The sequence below is a fragment of the Flavobacterium artemisiae genome (assembly GCF_042678225.1).
Lineage (GTDB): Bacteria > Bacteroidota > Bacteroidia > Flavobacteriales > Flavobacteriaceae > Flavobacterium > Flavobacterium artemisiae.
In genome coordinates, this window is the sequence record NZ_JBHUDZ010000012.1 from 1,158,043 (window position 1) to 1,176,332 (window position 18,290).

Here is an 18,290-nt window from a genome sequence, read left to right on the forward strand (position 1 = left end):
AAATCCAGTCCACCAGCAACTAAATGTGCAATTTCTGGACGTCTTTCTTTTAATTGCTCTAAATACGCAAGAACTTCTTGTAAAAGAGAATCTGAAGAATCTTTTAAAAGCTCAGCAATTTCAACAGAAAGCAGCCAATCATTTTTGTGATTTTCTTTTAATTTATTGAAGATATTTTGAAGCTCTGCAGTTGATTTTTTATTCACACGAATATCACGAACTGATGCATATAAATTCTCCAATTCGTCACGTACTGCAGTATGTTTTGCTTTAATAGTTTGAGTTGAAGGAACAATATTAATCAAGTCAAAACTATTTACATCGGCAGGTCCAGAGAAAGCAGAAACGACTTTTTTGCCAATTGCCATATCATAATTTCCCCATTCCGGCTGGAATAAAATAGTTTCTCCGTGGGTTACCGTACAGTTTTTAAAACTAATTAAGATAATTTCTCCATGAAGATTTCGGGAACCTGTTATGATTTCACCTTCAACAATAATATTGCCTTCAAATTCCAGTTTTATTTTTTCGCCCTCAACAATACTGTAAGCCTGTAAATCTTTTGGACTCATATCTTCAATTGCCAAATTAAAACCTTTCAGCTTTCCAATCGGACTTCCAAAACCGTGTGGGTGTGTCAAAGTTCCATGACCTACTAATTCTTTTTCGCGATAAGCTAAAGCCGTTTTTCCAGTTGTTTGAATATAAACAGGTTTGTGATCTTCTTCGATAACATTCGTGAAAACACCCGAAATCTGTAATCCAGTACTCAATTCGATTGTTCCTAAAGCATTCGACTGAATCAATTTCTGAATTCCAGATAAGCCTCCAGTACGTAAAGCCATTTTATTAGCAAATTCTTCCAAAATCAAACTCAAATAAGAGAATGTCGGCGTTACATACAATTGCGGTTGTAATTGTGTAATATCAAAACTTTGGTTGGCTGCCGAAATATCATAAGGGATTTTCTTCACATTATCGGTCATACAGTGGGCACTTTCTCCAATTGAAGAAAGCAATCCCGCGCCATAAATTTTCGGATTTTCAATAGTGCCAATCAAACCGTATTCCACTGTCCACCAATGCAGGTTTCTTATCTGAGCCATCTCAGACAATTCGCCCATATTATTTTGCAGGTCAGCAACCGCTTTTTCGGCTTCATCGATTTTTTCTTGTGGTGTATCTTCTGCTTCTTTCAAAATAGAAAGCAAACGAATCGCTTCGTACATCTGATAATCTTTATGCGACGAAATCGCTTTACAGCCAATTTCACCAAAACGTCTCAAATATTCAGCATATTCAGGATTAGCAATAATAGGAGCGTGGCCGGCACCTTCGTGAATGATATCTGGAGCAGGAGTATATTCAATATGTTCCAGCTGACGAATATCAGAAGCAATAACCAAAACATTATACGCCTGAAATTCCATAAAAGCATTTGGCGGAATAAATCCATCAACTGCAACTGCCGCCCAGCCAATTTCGCTTAAAATACGATTCATCCCGTACATGCTTGGAATCGAATCAATTTCGATTCCAGTCTTCTTTAATCCATCCAAATAAGAACTGTGCGCGACTTTAGAAAGATAATCCACATTTTTACGCATTACATAACGCCAAACCGCCTGATTAATTGGAGTATAATCACTATAATCTTGAGGTTTAATAAATTGCTGTAAATGTTTAGGCAATCGATCTAAAAGCGGATTAGTTTCAATATTTGGATTCATTTCGAAAACGTTGTAGATTAAAATGTAAAATTACGAATTTCAAGTGCTAAAATAATTTTTTTCTAAATAGATTTTTTAAAATAAGGTCGTTTTATTGCGCAATCTTTAATTTGAAGGCTTTCAGATAAAAATCAATTTGAGATTTTTTCTTTATCTATTAATACTAAATGTTTCTTGCAAGAAAATGGTTAGTTTTACACCTGTTGTCATTTCAGACCCAATCTATAATTATGAAAGTTATTTTAATCGTTTTAGCCATAATCGTTCTGATTGTTTTAGGCATTAGATATGTATTTTTTAAAATCGGGAAACCTGTAAACCTTGAAGTATCAAATTCTTATTTTCATCATTACAGAAAAAATATAATCGTTTATTCGCCAATGGGAAATTGGTTCGAATTAGGCTATTTTGAACTAGACGCAGATGTTGCCACTTTTCAGCCTTTAAATGTTGATTTCGGAAAAGATAAAAATAATGTTTTCTGGAAAGGACGAAAGCAATTGGTTGATTATGATACTTTTGAAGTTGAAGGTTTTTATATCATTAAAGATAAAAATCATGTTTACAGCCGAGATGGCAAAAACTTTAACGAATTAGAAATAATCACTAATGCTGATCCCAAAACATATCAACTATTAGATCCGTCGCTTACAGATTATCGACGTTATTATTGGTTTAAAGACGCTCATTCTGTTTATTATAAAAATAAAAAAATCAATGTAGATACCGAAACTTTTAGACCTTTAAACGATTCAATTGCTGTTGATGCTGATTTTATTTATTCAATTCTTAACTTTAGAGGAGAAGGTATAGAAATGGTTGAGGTTGATGAGGTTGTCCCAAAACATAAAATGATTGAAGGTGAGATTCATACTATAAACGAAACATACGCCAGAATTGGTAATTCAGTTGTTTCTGCTTTTACAAAATCGGAGTTTGAAATCAACACTTTTGATACAATTACATTAATCCGAGAAATTGATTATTGGCGAATTATAGTTAATAATCTTTTGATTGACAAAGGTGTAATCTACCCCGAAATTGACGCGGAAAGTTTTGAATCATTAAGATATGATTTTTCAAAAGACAAAAATGGCGTTTATTATAACTTCAAAAAAATTGCTGGGACAGACTCCTCAAACTTCGAAATTCTTTCAGATCAATATTCTAAAGACAACCAAAATGTATATTTTGAAGATTTGATTTTAGAAGGAGCAGATACTGAAAAGTTCAAATTTTCCTCAGAATATGGAACATGGGAAGACGGCAAAAATCAATATAAAAACGGACAAATTATAGCATCCATAAAATAAAATTTATAGTCCCTGATTTCTAAAATATTCAATTTTATGGCTGAACATAAACGCCATATTGGTTGCGCGCATTTTGGCTTCTTCAGTAATAGGTCCTGCAAATTGTGAGTCAATAGTTGAATTAAAAATAGCGATCCAGCGATCAAAATGTGTTTTATCTACAGGCAGTTGTTTGTGTGTTGGAAAAGGAGTTCCTGAATAAGCACGTACATCAAACAAAATGGTCTGCCAGAAATTATACATTTTTTGTAAATGCGGTTCCCAACGGTCTTGTAATTTGTCATTAAAAATAGGTCCGATAAGTTCGTCTTTTCTCACGTTTCCGTAAAAACTATCGACCATTTGTTTAATATCTTCAATTGTGGTTATATCTTTAAGAGTTTCCATGATTTTTGTATAATGAAATAAAATGCAAAAATACAACATAACTACTTGCATGATCCATGATATTTGTCATTTAACAAGAATCAATCTCAATTGAGAGTGAATTAATCGGTATTAAAATTATTGATTTTTACTGCTGCTGATTTTTTCTAATTTATCGGTAAGTCTTTTTAAGATTTATTTGTTAGTTAATTACTTGATATACAAGTGTTTTTGTTTTTGATAGATAAGTTTTTGTTAAGTTAATTTTTACAAATGATGTGTATTTGTAAAGTTTTAAATATATCGATTTCGTAAAAATGATATTAAATTTGATGTGTTTTTATAAAGAATATCATAATAAAACGAGAAAAGTTTAACTATCTAAAACCACAAAAAATGCACAAAACTACTCACAAACCTACAAATTGGGTAAAATGTGTAATGATGAATTTCATCATTATACTGCTTTTATTAACTACAAAAGCAAATGCACAGACCGTAACGCCATTTATAACATCTGGCGATCAGTCAAGATTATTACAGCAGCAGTCTACTGTAAGCTTCGGAACAAACTCAGGAACAAACCCCTCTACAGTTACCGTTAATGCAGGAACCACTTACCAGACTATGGATGGTTTTGGTTATACACTTACAGAAGGAAGCTGCGAAGTAATCAGCGCAATGGCGGCAACGCAGCAGAATCAATTATTAAATGATTTATACAATCCAACTACCGGATTAAACGCTAGTGTAGTTCGTATAAGTATTGCAGCTTCAGATTTAAGCAGTTCTTCTTACAGTTATAACGAAACTTCTGGAGATACAAATATGAACAACTTTAGTTTAAACGGTCCAGATTTAACGTATCTAATTCCTATTATCAAAAAAATCCAGCTGATCAATCCAAATATTAAAATTTTGGCAACACCTTGGTCAGCACCGCGCTGGATGAAAACCAATGGTTCGTGGATAGGAGGAAGTCTGCAGACACAATATTATGCCGCTTATGCCAGATATTTTGTAAAATACCTTCAGGCAATGCAGGCGCAGGGAATTCCGATTTGGGCTGTCACGCCGCAAAACGAACCTGAAAATCCGCATAATGAACCAAGTATGCTGATGAATGCAACAGAGCAAACGAATTTCATTAATCAGCAATTGGGACCTCAAATGGCTTCGGCTGGTTTTGGAAATGTGAAGATTATAGCTTTTGATCATAACTGCGACAATGAAGATTATCCAAAAAGTGTTTTAAATAATAGCTCTTATGTTGACGGTGCGGCGTTTCATTTGTATTTAGGAAACATTTCAATGATGTCAACTATAAAAAATGCGACTAATAAAAACGTTTATTTTACTGAACAGTATACTGGTGCCGGCGGTAACTTTGGCGGAGATTTTGGCTGGCACATGCAAAACGTTGTTATCGGAAGCACAACAAACTGGTCTAAAACAGTTTTAGAATGGAATGCAGCCAATAATCCAAGTTTTGGTCCAAGAACTCCTGGAGGATGTACAACTTGTTTAGGTGCTATCACTGTAAACAATAGCACAAGTTATACTAGAAATGTTGCTTATTACATTATTGGTCAGATTTCAAAGTTTGTAAAACCAGGAGCGATAAGAATTGGAGCCTCAAGTACTAGTGGCAGTATTCTTTCAGTTGCTTTCAAAAACCCTGACGGAACAACGGCTCTTGTAGTTTACAACACAAGCGGCTCATCAAATACAATAAAAGTAGTTTCGGGATCGTCAGCATTTAATTATGCTGTTCCGTGTTCTTCCGCAGTTACATTCAATTGGGGGACATCAACTCCTGTTGCCGTTACTGGTGTAAGCGTAAGCCCAACTTCTTCAACTATTACAGTTGGTCAGACCCAGCAGTTAACAGCGACTGTTTCTCCAAACACTGCGACTAATAAAGCTGTAAACTGGAGTTCAAGCAATACAGCTGTTGCCACAGTAAATTCAAACGGATTGGTTACTGCAGTTGCTGCAGGAAACGCAACAATTACAGTTACAACTGTAGACGGTGCAAAGACAGCGACAAGTGCGATTACGGTAAATACAAGTACGACAGGATTTCCAGGCTATTATAATATTATTTCAAGAAATAGCAATAAAGGTTTAGACGTTGCTGATAATGCAACTACAAGCGGCAGTAGAATTCAGCAATATGATATTACAAATGGAGGAGGAAATAACCAACGTTGGAAATTTGTTTCTGATGGAAGCGGAAATTATTATATCATTGTAAAATCTACTGGAATGTATCTTGCAGTAGAAAGTAACGGAACTGCTGATGGATTAAAAGTACAGCAGCGGACATTTGCATCCTCTAATGAATTTAAATGGACGGTTGCAAATCTTGGCACTGGTTACTATAAAATTACGAATGTAAACACAGGTAAATCGCTTGATGTTGAAAATGTTTCGACAGCAAACGGAGCAAATATTCAAGTTTGGGCATATACAGGTGGATTAAATCAGCAATGGCAGTTTGTTCAAGTTGAATCTACGGCAAAAAAAGCGGTAGTAGAAACTCTTGTAGAAGAGGAAAACACAACCGATATGGCAGTTTTTATTGATGAAGCAAGTAATCATTTAAAAATTAAAACCAATCATGAAAGAAGTGCAGATGTACAGCTATTTAATACAGCTGGACAGCTTGTTTTAAGTAAAAATATAAGTTTTGTGAAAGGAAATATTTCTGAAATTGAAGTTTCGAGACTTTCAAAAGGAGTTTATATTGTAAAAGTAAACGACAACGAGGGAACATATTCTAAAAAAGTCTTAAAGCAATAATTACAAATCTAGGTTTCAATTAGTAATTTTATATTTGGTTGTAAAAGGCTGTCTAAATTTTAGACAGCCTTTTATTTTATCCAATTAATTGTGTGAACAAATCTTGATTATCATTTAAATATTGAAATTCGAATCCGTTTTGCGTCATATTTATTTTGATAGACATAATGTCGTTTTTGTTTTTTAATTCCAAGCCAACAACTACAGAACCTACCTCGCGATTGTTTTTTTTATGAAATTGAAAATAAGTAATATCATCATCTGGACCTAAAATATTATTTACAAATTCTTTTAAAGCGCCCGGACGCTGTGGAAACTGAATCATGAAATAATGCATCAAACCTTCGTAAAGTAAAGAGCGTTCTTTAATTTCGGCTGTTCTTTCAATATCATTATTACTGCCGCTTACTACACAAACTACAGTTTTGCCTTTTATTTTTTCTTTATAAAAATCCAAAGCAGCAATTGTCAAAGCTCCAGCTGGTTCTACAACCATCGCTTCTTCATTGTACAATCTTAAAATTGTGGTGCAGACTTTTCCTTCGGGAACTAGAATAATATCGTGAAGATTTTGTTTACAGATTTCAAAAGTCATATCGCCGACTTGCTTTACAGCAGCGCCGTCTACAAATTTATCAATAGTTTTTAAAGCTGTATTTTTGTTTTCCTCAATAGAAGTTTTCATCGAAGGAGCACCTTTGGGTTCAACACCGATTATTTTTGTGTGCGGGCTTAAATGTTTAAAAACTTCAGACAATCCAGAAGCCAGTCCGCCGCCGCCAATAGGCACAAAAACATAATCGATAGGTTCTTTAAAACTTTCTAAGATTTCTAATCCAACAGTTCCTTGTCCAGCGATTACTTTTTCGTCATCAAAAGGATGAATAAAAGTCTTGTGATTTTTAATGGCGTCTGCCGTTGCCGAAGCAAAAGCGTCATCAAAAGTGTCTCCTGTAAGAACAATTTCGACAAACGATTTTCCAAACAATTGTACTTGTTTTACTTTTTGTTTTGGAGTGGTTTTGGGCATATAAATTTTGCCATTTATCTTTAGAAGATTACAAGAATAAGCAACTCCTTGCGCGTGATTTCCTGCACTAGCGCAAACAATTCCATTGGCTTTTTCTTTTTCTCTTAAAGACGAAATTTTATTGTATGCGCCTCTAATTTTATAGGAACGAACAATTTGTAAATCTTCTCTTTTCAGTAGAATATTAGCTTCAAATTCGTCTGAAAGATTTAAATTTTGGGTTAAAGGTGTGGCAGCAACTACATTTTCAAGCTGCTTTTTGGCATTAAGTACTTCGTTAAATAAACTCATGATATTTTTGTTTTTTGCCACGAATAACACGAATGATCACGATCTTTTTTAAAAATTGAAAAAATTAGTGCTAATTCGTGTAATTCGTGGCGACTTAAAATAAAAAACCTCCCGATGTGGGAGGTTCTATAAATTATATTTTACAAACTTATATAACACCTCGCCATTACTGCTGAATTGCAATAATGCTAATAATAGCGATAATAATGTTGTTAAAGTTTTTCATTTTTTAGCTGATTGAACAGCAAAAGTAAATAATTATTTTTTTACAGGCGGATATTGCGCTAAAATTTTGTTTACAAATTCAGCAATTTTTTGATCTTTTTTATCAATGTTTCTAGTTAATGTTCCTTGACCTTCACCTTGCCAGATCATTTCTTTCTTTTTAGCGTCAATTAAATCAATGTACAAAGTACCTTCTGTAGAAGTAGAAACAGTAGTTTGGTTTCCTCCGTACATCATCCACGGATTCCAGCCCCAGCCCCAGCCGTAACCCCAGCCAGCACTAAATTGATTTACATTAACTTGTTCTCTAGATTTAGTAAAAATATTTACCAATAAATCAGGGTTTTCACTTTTAGTTAAACCTTTAGCCTGCATTTCATTGTCAATTGCATGAAGAATTCTTCTTTTATCCAAATCAGAAATTTCAACCTTATCAATTCCGGGCTTAAAGAAAGCGTACGTTTTATAAGGCGCAAAATCTACATTTTTATCGTAGTCAGAATATACCGTAACACTGCTGCAAGAAGCAAGTACCAAAAGCAAAAAGACAGGAATTAGTTTGAAAGTTCTCATATTATTAAAATTAAATGTTCATGTTTGTTAAAGCAAACTTTCGTCAACTAAGTTGGGTAAAGTTACTTTTAATAAAGGCTCTACTTCCATGGCGCGTTTTATAGCAAAAACAGCACCTTCATTTCGAGCCCAGCTTCTACGCGAAATTCCGTTGTTAACATCCCAGAAAAGCATTGAGGCTAAACGCTTTGAAGCTTCATTAGAACCATCAAGAACCATACCAAAACCACCGTTTATAACCTCTCCCCAGCCAACGCCGCCACCGTTATGAATTGATACCCAGGTTGCTCCTCTAAAACTGTCTCCAATCACATTATGAATCGCCATATCGGCAGTAAAACGAGAACCGTCATAAATGTTTGAAGTTTCTCTGTATGGAGAATCTGTACCCGAAACATCATGATGGTCGCGTCCTAAAACCACAGCTCCAATTTCGCCTTTTGCAATCGCTTGGTTAAAAGCTTCTGCAATTTTGATTCGGCCTTCTGCATCGGCATATAAAATACGAGCTTGCGAACCTACAACCAGTTTATTTTCCTGCGCACCTTTGATCCATTTGATGTTATCCTGCATTTGCTGCTGAATTTCATTTGGAGCCGTTTTTGCCATTTCTTCTAAAACCTGAGAAGCAATCGCATCGGTTTTTAATAAATCTTCTGGTTTACCCGAAGTACAAACCCAGCGGAAAGGCCCAAATCCGTAATCAAAACACATTGGTCCCATAATATCCTGAACGTAGCTCGGATATTTAAAATCGATATTATTTTCGGCCATTACATCGGCTCCGGCGCGCGAAGCTTCTAATAAAAAGGCATTTCCGTAATCAAAAAAGTACGTTCCCTTTGCAGTATGTTTATTGATTGCATCAGCATGTCGGCGTAAAGATTCCTGAACTTTTTCTTTGAATAATTCGGGATTTTCAGCCATCATTTTGTTGGCCTCTTCAAACGAAATTCCAACCGGATAATAACCTCCCGCCCAAGGATTATGAAGCGAAGTTTGATCTGAACCCAAATCAATTTTGATATTTTCTTTATCGAAACATTCCCAAACGTCAACTACATTTCCTAAATAAGCGATTGAAACCGTTTCTTTTTTGGCTTTCGCCGAATGTACTCTGGCAACCAATTCATCAGTAGAAGTTACGACTTCGTTAATCCAGCCTTGTTCGTGACGTATTTTAGTAATCTTCGGATTTACTTCGGCGCAGACCGTAATACAACCTGCAATATTTCCTGCTTTTGGCTGTGCGCCCGACATGCCGCCCAGACCAGAAGTTACGAATAAACTACCTTCTGGATTTTGTTTTATTTTTCTGAAACCATTCAAAACTGTAATGGTAGTTCCGTGTACAATTCCCTGCGGACCAATGTACATATAACTTCCGGCTGTCATTTGTCCGTATTGTGAAACGCCCAAAGCATTCATTTTTTCCCAATCATCTGGTTTTGAATAATTCGGGATTACCATTCCGTTGGTAACCACAACTCTTGGCGCTTCTTTGTGCGAAGGAAATAATCCCATCGGGTGTCCAGAATACATCGTTAAAGTCTGCTCATCTGTCATTTCAGACAAATATTGCATCGTCAATAAATATTGTGCCCAGTTCTGGAAAACAGCTCCGTTTCCGCCATACGTTATCAATTCGTGCGGATGTTGCGCCACGGCATAATCCAGATTGTTCTGAATCATGTGCATAATCGCTTTTGCCTGTAATGATTTCCCTGGATATTCTTCAATCGGTCTTGCGTACATTTTATAATCTGGACGAAGACGATACATATAAATACGTCCGTATGTTTCTAATTCTTCTGAAAATTCAGGAAGTAATTCGGCGTGGTGTTTTGGATCGAAATAACGCAAAGCATTTTTCAGTGCCAGTTTTTTTTCTTCTGCCGAAAGAATTTCTTTTCGTTTCGGAGCATGATTTATTGCCGGATCGTAAGCCTGCTTTGGTGGTAATATAGAAGGAATTCCTTGTTGTATTTGTTCTTTGAAAGTCATTTTTTTTAGAGATGCTAAGGTGCTGAGTATCTAAGACGCTAAGGTATTGCGGTTAGATTAACAGCAGATTAATTTTTTGTTTTTTTAGTATGTCGCCCCGCTGGGGATCGAACGTGACAACGGTTAAAAATGATTTCTATAAATATGTCGCTCCTAACGGAGCTGATAAAATTCATTAAATCCAAATGTAAAGCCTTAGAAAGGCGAAATATTTATAGAAAACAATTTACCACTCATAGAAAAGCTCCAGCGGAGCGAAATATTGATTAGCAAAATTAGATTCTCAATTGGAATTTGGAATTTAAAAATTGAATTTTATTTATAATTATCTAATTCCCAAATTGTCACATTTTCTAATTTAAAAAAAACTAGGGATAACGGATATCCGACCTGTGATACGATTTATAAATCGTAATCTTAAACTTTCTTGAACGAATATCCATATATGATATTTTAGATTTATGATTTTAGTTTTAGATTGGAATTATCTAATTTTCAAAATTGGCATATTATCTCATTAAAGATAAATCTCTTCATTAACACAAAATGGCATTTTTTTACCTTCAACAAGGGCAATTATATTTTGTGCGGCGCAAACCGCCATTCCGTTTCGGGCTTCGTACGTTGCTGAACCAATATGCGGTAATACACAACAATTTGGAAGTGACAATAACGGATTATCAAATTTCATCGGTTCCGGATTTGTAACATCAAGTCCAGCGCCCCAGATTATATTATTCGTTAAAGCATCAAACAAATCATTTTCATTTTGAAATTTTCCTCTTGCTGTATTGATGAAAATCGCATTGGGTTTCATTTGAGCAAAAGTGTTTTTATTGAAAATTTCGTTGTTCTCTTCACTATAATTGGAATGAACGCTTAAAACATCACTCTGTGAAAGTAAAGTTTCAAAATCTACATATTTCGCATCCAATTCTTTTTCAGCTTCTTGATTATGAGAACGATTGTGATAAATAATGTTCATTCCGAATGAGGCTTTGCATTTTTTTGCCATTTCAAAACCAATTCTTCCCAGACCAAAAATTCCTAAAGTTTTGCCGTAAAGTTCTTGTCCTAAATTCGCTAAAGGATCAAAACTTCCCCAATCATCATTTAGAATTCTTTTATGATTGAAAAATGATTTTCTCGCAACACTCTGCATTAATAAAAAAGCAACATCTGAAGTTGCTCTGCTCAAGACATCGGGCGTATTTCCAACAGGAATTTTTCTGCTGTTCGCTGACGGAATATTCACAGAATCAAATCCGACAGAGAACAAAGCAATTCCTTTTAAATTGGGGCATTGCTCAAAAAAATCTTCGTCTAATTTGTTTGTTCCAACATTCAAAAGCGCATCGTGTTCTTGGCAGATTTTTATAAACTCTTCTCTTGATAAAACATTTTCTGTTGGATTTATTGTAAAGTTAATGCCTTTGTCTTGAAGCAGTTTAATGCCGGCTTCGGGTATATTTTTATTGATAAAAACCTTCATTTTGTGGTATTCTAATTTTTATTTATTCTTCCTGTTTTTTTATCATATCCGTATGGACAGTGACGGCAACCGCTTTTACAGCAATAACCGCGTTTTAAATGATGTTTTTCAGTAAAGCATTTGTAACCTTCGGGTGTATAATAAAAATCTTCACCTTCGATTAATTTATTTTCATTACTTTGCTCTTTCATAAATCTGCTTCACGTTCTTTTTCGAATAACTAAAATCAAAAATAAAAAGATTTGATTATGATTTTATTGAAATCGAACAATTCTATAGCTACAAATTTATAAATTTTACAGCCAATGTTTCTTATTGTTGCTAAATATTTAATTCCGAAAGGATATCGAGGAATGGCTGTATTTCCGTTTGTTTTAATGAAATATGATTTAGATAAAACAAATGCCGTTTTTGTTAATCACGAAAAAATACATTTACGACAACAGCTTGAAATGTTAGTTATTCCGTTTTTTATTTGGTATTTTTTAGAATATCAAATCCGTCTAATTCAATATAAAAATGGAGCTTTGGCTTACCGAAATATTAGTTTTGAAAGAGAAGCTTACACTAAAGAAATGGATTTAAATTATCTCAAAAACCGATCTTTTTTCCAGTTTTTACATTACATCAAATTAAAATGAATCCTGTTTTTAATCAACCTATAAATATTCAGTTTCCGAATGATATTTCACTGACAATAAAGCGCGAAGATCTTATTCATCCGTTTGTTTCAGGAAATAAATTTAGGAAACTAAAATACAATTTACTTCAGGCGAAAGCCGAAAATAAAAATACGCTGCTGACTTTTGGCGGTGCTTTTTCTAATCATATTGCCGCTGTTGCTTTTGCTGGTAAAGAACAAGGTTTTAAGACCATCGGAATCATTCGCGGAGACGAACTTTTTGATAAAATCGAAGAAAATCCAACCTTGAAATTCGCTCAGGAAAATGGAATGCAGTTTGAATTTGTTTCGAGAGAAGAGTATCGTTTAAAGGGTGAAACTTCATTTATAGAAAAACTAAAAAAGAAATTCGGAGACTTTTATTTAGTTCCCGAAGGCGGTACAAACGAACTGGCTGTAAAAGGCTGTGAAGAGATTTTGACTGACGAAGATTCTTTTTTTAATTATGTTTGCTGTGCAGTTGGAACAGGGGGCACGATTTCGGGATTAATTAATAGTTCGTTGGAAAATCAGAAAATTTTGGGCTTTCCAGCGTTAAAAGGTGACTTTTTACAAGATGAAATTCGTATTTTTGCAAAAAAAGATAACTGGAATTTAATTTCTGACTATCATTTTGGAGGTTATGGCAAGATAAATTTAGAATTAATTGAATTTATTAATGCTTTTTTTGAAGAAAATAAAGTGCCCTTAGATCCAATTTATACAGGAAAGATGGTTTTTGGCGTTATAGATTTAATAGGCAAAAATTATTTTCCTGCACATTCAAAAATTTTACTCATTCACACAGGCGGATTGCAGGGAATTGACGGAATGAATATAAAGTTGAAGCAGAAGAAATTACCAATACTCAAAACAAATGATTAAAAAAATTGTATTACTACTCGTAATATTGGCTTTGGCAAGCTGTTCTTCGAGCAAGCCTGCAATCGCGACGACTAAAAAAGCGGCGGCTGTACAGAAACCCAGAGTTGCAGCAACTAAAAAACCGGCTTACAGTAAACCAACTGCTAAAAATCATCCATCAACGAATAATACAACTGAGGTTATCCAATCTACTTCAAAAACAGTTGTAACAAGCGATTTAATCAATAATTATATTTTGCAATACCAAGAAATTGCGGTTGGTAATATGAAAACGTACGGAATTCCGGCGAGTATTATTTTGGCTCAAGGAATTTTAGAATCGGGTGCAGGACGTGGCGATTTAGCTGTTGAAGCTAATAATCATTTCGGAATAAAATGCCATAAAGACTGGCTGGGAGAAAGTGTTCGCCATGACGATGATTCGGCTCAGGAATGTTTTAGAAAATATCCTCAGGCATCAGAATCGTATAGAGATCACGCTTTGTTTTTGGTTGGGAAAAATAGATATGCAGTTTTGTTTACGTATGAAAAAGACGATTACAAAGCTTGGGCAAAAGGGTTAAGAGCTTGTGGTTACGCAACCGATCCTAATTATCCAGATAAATTAATCAGTTATATCGAGCGTTATAATCTGCATCAATACGATTGCCAGGTTACAGGTAAAACGTATGTTGCGATCAACAAAACGGCTCCAACGAGAAGTTCAACTTCAGTAGCGAATTCTGATCCTAAAATCAATATGAATTCTTACGATCCAAATTTGTATGAAGTTCAAAAAGGAGATACGCTTTATTCCATTTCAAAGAAATTCAATTTGCTCGTTGATGATTTGAAACAAAAAAATAATTTGACTGATAACGCTATTTCAATAGGCCAGAGGTTAAGGGTGAAATAGTTTTCATTTCTGTTGAAATTAATCAAAAATCTAAAATAAGTTTTCAGTTTATAATCTAAAATCTGAACTCAAAATCTAAAATAAAAAATGTTATATAAAAGAAGCAGCCAGCTTTTTGCTGAAGCAGAAAAAGTTATTCCGGGAGGAGTAAATTCACCAGTTCGTGCTTTCAAAGCAGTAGGAGGAACTCCAATTTTTGTTAAAAGTGCCAAAGGTGCTTATTTGTACGATGAAGACGGAAATAAATTAATTGATTATATCAATTCTTGGGGACCGATGGTTTTGGGTCACGCCTATCAGCCAGTTGTTGATGCGGTAATCGAAAAAGCGAAATTAGGAACTTCATTTGGAATGCCGACAGAACTGGAAACCGAAATAGCTGCTTTGGCTGTTTCTATGGTTCCAAATATTGATAAAATTCGATTTGTAAATTCAGGTACAGAAGCATGTATGAGTGCGATTCGCTTGGCTCGTGGCTTTACAAAAAGAGATAAAATTGTAAAATTTGCTGGCTGTTATCACGGACATTCTGATTCATTTTTAATTCAAGCAGGAAGTGGTGCAGTTACTTTTGGTTCGCCAAACAGTCCAGGGGTTACTGAAGGAACTGCAAAAGATACTTTGTTAGCAAAATACAATGATTTAGAAAATGTAAAGACATTAGTTGAAGCGAATAAAGGCGAAATTGCGGCCATTATTATTGAAGCTGTTGCTGGAAATATGGGTTGTATTCCTCCTCAAAAAGGTTTCCTTCAAGGTTTAAGAGATTTGTGTACCACAAATGGAATTTTATTGATTTTTGATGAGGTAATGACTGGCTTTCGTTTAGCTCGCGGTGGTGTTCAGGAATTATATGGTATTGATGCAGATATTGTGACTTTCGGAAAAGTTATCGGCGGCGGATTACCAGTTGGAGCTTTTGCGGCACGCGAAGAAATCATGAATCAATTAGCACCTCTTGGTCCAGTTTATCAGGCAGGAACATTATCTGGAAATCCGTTGGCAATGGCAGCAGGTTTGGCAATGTTGAAAGCACTTGATTCTGACAGCCAAATTTTTACTCGTTTAGAAGAAAAAACAGCTTATTTAGAAGCTGGAATCGATAGAGTTTTAAAAGCAAATAATGTCGTATTTACAATCAATAGAGTAGGTTCTATGATTTCGGTTCACTTTGATGCAAATCCAGTTACCGACTTTCAAACGGCTGCAAAAGGAGATAATGAAACTTTCAAAAAATTCTTCCACGGATTGTTGCAAGAAGGTGTTTACATTGCGCCGTCTGCATACGAAACATGGTTTATTACAGATGCTTTGACATATGAAGATTTGGACTTTACAATTAATGCAATTGATAAAGTTTCGAAAACTTTTTAAATTTTTTAGAAAATAAGTTTTTCAATTTAAGGTTCCGCTTTTGTTAAGCGGAACCTTTTTTTTGAATTCTTCAGAGTAGTTAACAAAAAGTTAATACAGTGGTTTTTCTGCATATATTTAGAATAAAATTTATTTTTGTTATTATATTACTATTCAAACTATAATTAATGAAGAAATTTTACATTTTTGCTGCAACAATGGCTTTTACATTATTTCCTGTAAACGAATTTGCACAATCCAAAAAAGATAAAAATAAAAAAGGAGAAACTGCTGTTGCTCCTGCAGAGAAAAAAACAGAATCTTCTATTAAAGATTATAATAAAGTAATTACCAAAGATGCTGTATCTGACGATGGACTTTTTACGGTTCATAAAGTAGATAAAAAATACTATTTCGAAATTCCAAATAAATACTTAAACAAGGACATGCTTTTGGTGAGCCGAATTGCAAAACTTCCTTCTAATTTAGGCGGAGGATATGTAAATGCAGGTTCTGAAACCAATGAGCAATTAATTGTATGGCAGCGTTTTCAAGATAAAATTTTAATTAAATCAAAATCATTTAATGCTGTTGCTAATGATTCACTTCCGATTAGTATTTCTGTAAAGTCGAATAACTACGAACCCACTTTATTCGCTTTTGATATTGTGGCATTTAGTAAAGATTCTGCGAATACGGTAATTGATGTAACTAAATTTTACAGCACAGATGTTAAGGCTATCAGTGGAATTTCCGCAGAAATGCGCGAAACTTATAAAGTAAAAGGGCTCGACGATTCTAGGAGTTTTATCAATACGATTAAAAGTTTTCCAATGAACATTGAAGTCATTCAGGATATGACTTATAATGCCTCAAAACCTTCAATGCTTGAAGATACAGAAACAATTAGCATTCAGATGAATCAATCTATGATTTTGCTTCCAGAAGTTCCGATGAAGCCTAGAATTGCAGATCCGAGAGTGGGTTGGTTTACGGTTAGTCAATATGATTACGGAAGCAATGAATTAAAATCTGATCTTAAAACTTATATCAGACGCTGGAGATTAGAACCAAAAGATCCAGAAGCGTATAAGAGAGGAGAATTGGTAGAGCCCGTAAAACCAATCGTTTATTATCTAGATCCAGCGACACCAGAAAAACTTAGAAAATACATCAAACAAGGGGTAGAAGAATGGCAGAAACCTTTTGAAACGGCAGGTTTTAAAAACGCAATTATTGCAAAAGACGCACCAACAAAAGAAGAAGATCCAGATTTTAGTCCAGAAGATATTCGTTACTCAGTAATTCGTTATGTAGCAAGCACAACAAGAAATGCAGTTGGACCAAGCGTTTCGGACCCGAGAACAGGAGAAATTATAGAGAGTGATGTTATTTGGTATCACAATCATTTACGTTCGTATAGAAACCGTTATTTGCTTGAAACTGGAGCGGCCAATCCTTCGGCGAGAACTTTACAAACCAGCGATGAGGAAATGGGAGAAATGATGCGTATGGTAATTGCCCACGAAGTTGGACATGCTTTAGGATTTCCTCATAATATGGGAGCAAGCTGTGCCTTTGATGTTGAAAGTTACAGAAACGGTGCCTTTACTCAAGAAAACGGAATTGCTGCCAGTATAATGGATTATGCCCGTTACAATTATATTGCACAGCCTGGAGATCAAAATATTCGTTTTATTCGAAAAATGGGTGCTTATGATCATTACGCTTTGAATTGGGGATATAGAGTAATTCCGAATTCAAAAACTCCTGAAGACGAGAGAAAGACACTCGACAAATGGATTCTTGAAAAAGCCGGAAATCCGATTTATAGATTCGGAAAACAAAGCAGTAGTTTTGATCCTTCTTCACAAACAGAAGATATTGGAAATAACTCGATGAAAGCAGGTACTTACGGCTTAAAAAACTTAGAGTTTGTTGCCGATCATTTAAGTGAATGGACAAGTAATGTTACTAACAATTATCAGGATTTAGATGAATTGTATAAAGAGATGCTCGATGTTTGGGGACGTTATGTTGGACATGTCGTAAACAACGTAGGCGGGGTTTATGAAAATACAAGAAATCCAGACCAAAAAGGGAATGTTTACGAAGTAGTGCCAAAAGCCAAACAATTGGAAGCAATGAATTGGCTTCAAACAAATGCATTTGCTTCGCCAACTTGGATTGTAAATATCAATACATTGAAAAATACTGATTACTCGGGTTATACAGAGCGTTTTAGAAATGTTCAGGTGCGTCAATTAAATAATTTGATGAGTTTAGGCCGTATTGGCAGATTAATGGATAACGAAATTTTAGGAGCAGACACTTACAAGGCTTTAGATTTCTTTAAAGACCTTAGAAAAGGAATCTGGAAAGAAGCAAATTCTCCTGCAAATGTTACTATTTACAGACGAAATTTACAACGAGCTTATATTGATAGAATGGCATTTTTAACGACAGAGGAGATAAAGCCAAATGATCGTTCAACAACTTATTACAATGTTTCTCAATCTGATTTAAGAGCTTTAGTCAGGGGAGAGTTGAGCACGTTAAAAAAATCGCTCACAGCAGCAAAAGCATTTGGAAGCAGTGCAGAAACCAAATATCACTACGAAGATTGTATTAAAAGAATTGATTTAATCTTAAATCCAAAATAAAACA

General features: G+C 34.8%; 14 protein-coding genes. 7 read left to right on the top strand and 7 right to left on the bottom strand.

Going from position 1 to position 18,290, the window contains the following annotated elements:
* The coding region (locus tag ACFSC2_RS15790; RefSeq protein WP_379818663.1) for an aromatic amino acid hydroxylase at window positions 1-1,730 on the bottom strand (1,730 nt) is incomplete at its 3' end.
* A 230-nt stretch (window positions 1,731-1,960) separates the two neighbouring features.
* On the opposite strand from ACFSC2_RS15790, the gene ACFSC2_RS15795 reads away from it, so the two are divergent.
* On the top strand, window positions 1,961-3,043 hold the full coding sequence (locus ACFSC2_RS15795; RefSeq protein ID WP_379814414.1) for a DKNYY domain-containing protein: 1,083 nt from the start codon (window positions 1,961-1,963) through the stop codon (window positions 3,041-3,043).
* Between the two features lie 3 nt (window positions 3,044-3,046).
* Here ACFSC2_RS15795 and ACFSC2_RS15800 read toward each other — a convergent pair whose 3' ends face one another.
* The gene (locus ACFSC2_RS15800) at window positions 3,047-3,430 is read right to left on the bottom strand and encodes a group III truncated hemoglobin (protein ID WP_379814413.1); all 384 of its coding nucleotides are present in this window, start codon (window positions 3,428-3,430) and stop codon (window positions 3,047-3,049) included.
* Window positions 3,431-3,805: 375 nt separating this feature from the next.
* Here ACFSC2_RS15800 and ACFSC2_RS15805 point away from each other — a divergent pair, with 375 nt between their 5' ends.
* Window positions 3,806-6,214 (top strand): RICIN domain-containing protein, encoded by a 2,409-nt coding sequence (locus ACFSC2_RS15805; protein ID WP_379814412.1) that lies wholly within the window; start codon window positions 3,806-3,808, stop codon window positions 6,212-6,214.
* A gap of 76 nt (window positions 6,215-6,290) precedes the next feature.
* Here the strand turns inward: ACFSC2_RS15805 and ilvA are convergent, their stop codons facing one another.
* From ilvA to ACFSC2_RS15830, 5 genes are all read right to left on the bottom strand, one after another.
* Window positions 6,291-7,535, bottom strand: coding sequence for a threonine ammonia-lyase IlvA (gene ilvA, locus ACFSC2_RS15810; protein WP_379814411.1), 1,245 nt, complete (start codon window positions 7,533-7,535; stop codon window positions 6,291-6,293).
* A 258-nt stretch (window positions 7,536-7,793) separates the two neighbouring features.
* Window positions 7,794-8,333: a DUF4136 domain-containing protein gene (locus ACFSC2_RS15815; protein ID WP_345143648.1), complete on the bottom strand. Its 540-nt coding sequence runs from the start codon at window positions 8,331-8,333 to the stop codon at window positions 7,794-7,796.
* Window positions 8,334-8,360: 27 nt separating this feature from the next.
* Entirely contained in the window at window positions 8,361-10,337 is a 1,977-nt protein-coding gene (locus tag ACFSC2_RS15820; protein WP_379814410.1) for a urocanate hydratase, read from the bottom strand.
* Between the two features lie 517 nt (window positions 10,338-10,854).
* Complete coding sequence (locus ACFSC2_RS15825) at window positions 10,855-11,829, bottom strand: 2-hydroxyacid dehydrogenase (protein WP_379814409.1); 975 nt, start codon at window positions 11,827-11,829, stop codon at window positions 10,855-10,857.
* Window positions 11,830-11,840: 11 nt separating this feature from the next.
* Entirely contained in the window at window positions 11,841-12,020 is a 180-nt protein-coding gene (locus tag ACFSC2_RS15830) for a DUF5522 domain-containing protein (protein WP_095928730.1), read from the bottom strand.
* A gap of 114 nt (window positions 12,021-12,134) precedes the next feature.
* On the opposite strand from ACFSC2_RS15830, the gene ACFSC2_RS15835 reads away from it, so the two are divergent.
* The 5 genes from ACFSC2_RS15835 (at window position 12,135) to ACFSC2_RS15855 (ending at window position 18,286) form a co-directional block, all read left to right on the top strand.
* A complete protein-coding gene (locus ACFSC2_RS15835; RefSeq protein ID WP_379814408.1) occupies window positions 12,135-12,470 on the top strand; it encodes a hypothetical protein in 336 nt (111 codons plus the stop codon).
* Window positions 12,467-13,375, top strand: a complete 909-nt coding sequence (locus ACFSC2_RS15840) for a 1-aminocyclopropane-1-carboxylate deaminase/D-cysteine desulfhydrase (protein ID WP_379814407.1) — start codon at window positions 12,467-12,469, stop codon at window positions 13,373-13,375. The genes ACFSC2_RS15835 and ACFSC2_RS15840 overlap by 4 nt, the downstream gene beginning before the upstream one ends.
* Window positions 13,368-14,270 (top strand): glucosaminidase domain-containing protein, encoded by a 903-nt coding sequence (locus ACFSC2_RS15845; protein WP_379814405.1) that lies wholly within the window; start codon window positions 13,368-13,370, stop codon window positions 14,268-14,270. Before ACFSC2_RS15840 ends, ACFSC2_RS15845 begins: the two co-directional genes overlap by 8 nt.
* Window positions 14,271-14,357: 87 nt before the next feature.
* The gene (hemL, locus tag ACFSC2_RS15850; protein ID WP_379814404.1) at window positions 14,358-15,644 is read left to right on the top strand and encodes a glutamate-1-semialdehyde 2,1-aminomutase; all 1,287 of its coding nucleotides are present in this window, start codon (window positions 14,358-14,360) and stop codon (window positions 15,642-15,644) included.
* A gap of 167 nt (window positions 15,645-15,811) precedes the next feature.
* Complete coding sequence (locus ACFSC2_RS15855) at window positions 15,812-18,286, top strand: zinc-dependent metalloprotease (RefSeq protein ID WP_379814403.1); 2,475 nt, start codon at window positions 15,812-15,814, stop codon at window positions 18,284-18,286.
* Window positions 18,287-18,290: the final 4 nt, after the last annotated feature.

Bases quoted from the DNA above. Each gene is read 5' to 3' on its own strand.
- ACFSC2_RS15795 (WP_379814414.1), top strand. From the start codon at position 1,961: ATGAAAGTTATTTTAATCGTTTTAGCCATAATCGTTCTGATTGTTTTA.
- ACFSC2_RS15800 (WP_379814413.1), bottom strand. From the start codon at position 3,430: ATGGAAACTCTTAAAGATATAACCACAATTGAAGATATTAAACAAATG.
- ACFSC2_RS15805 (WP_379814412.1), top strand. From the start codon at position 3,806: ATGCACAAAACTACTCACAAACCTACAAATTGGGTAAAATGTGTAATG.
- ilvA (WP_379814411.1), bottom strand. From the start codon at position 7,535: ATGAGTTTATTTAACGAAGTACTTAATGCCAAAAAGCAGCTTGAAAAT.
- ACFSC2_RS15815 (WP_345143648.1), bottom strand. From the start codon at position 8,333: ATGAGAACTTTCAAACTAATTCCTGTCTTTTTGCTTTTGGTACTTGCT.
- ACFSC2_RS15820 (WP_379814410.1), bottom strand. From the start codon at position 10,337: ATGACTTTCAAAGAACAAATACAACAAGGAATTCCTTCTATATTACCA.
- ACFSC2_RS15825 (WP_379814409.1), bottom strand. From the start codon at position 11,829: ATGAAGGTTTTTATCAATAAAAATATACCCGAAGCCGGCATTAAACTG.
- ACFSC2_RS15830 (WP_095928730.1), bottom strand. From the start codon at position 12,020: ATGAAAGAGCAAAGTAATGAAAATAAATTAATCGAAGGTGAAGATTTT.
- ACFSC2_RS15835 (WP_379814408.1), top strand. From the start codon at position 12,135: ATGTTTCTTATTGTTGCTAAATATTTAATTCCGAAAGGATATCGAGGA.
- ACFSC2_RS15840 (WP_379814407.1), top strand. From the start codon at position 12,467: ATGAATCCTGTTTTTAATCAACCTATAAATATTCAGTTTCCGAATGAT.
- ACFSC2_RS15845 (WP_379814405.1), top strand. From the start codon at position 13,368: ATGATTAAAAAAATTGTATTACTACTCGTAATATTGGCTTTGGCAAGC.
- hemL (WP_379814404.1), top strand. From the start codon at position 14,358: ATGTTATATAAAAGAAGCAGCCAGCTTTTTGCTGAAGCAGAAAAAGTT.
- ACFSC2_RS15855 (WP_379814403.1), top strand. From the start codon at position 15,812: ATGAAGAAATTTTACATTTTTGCTGCAACAATGGCTTTTACATTATTT.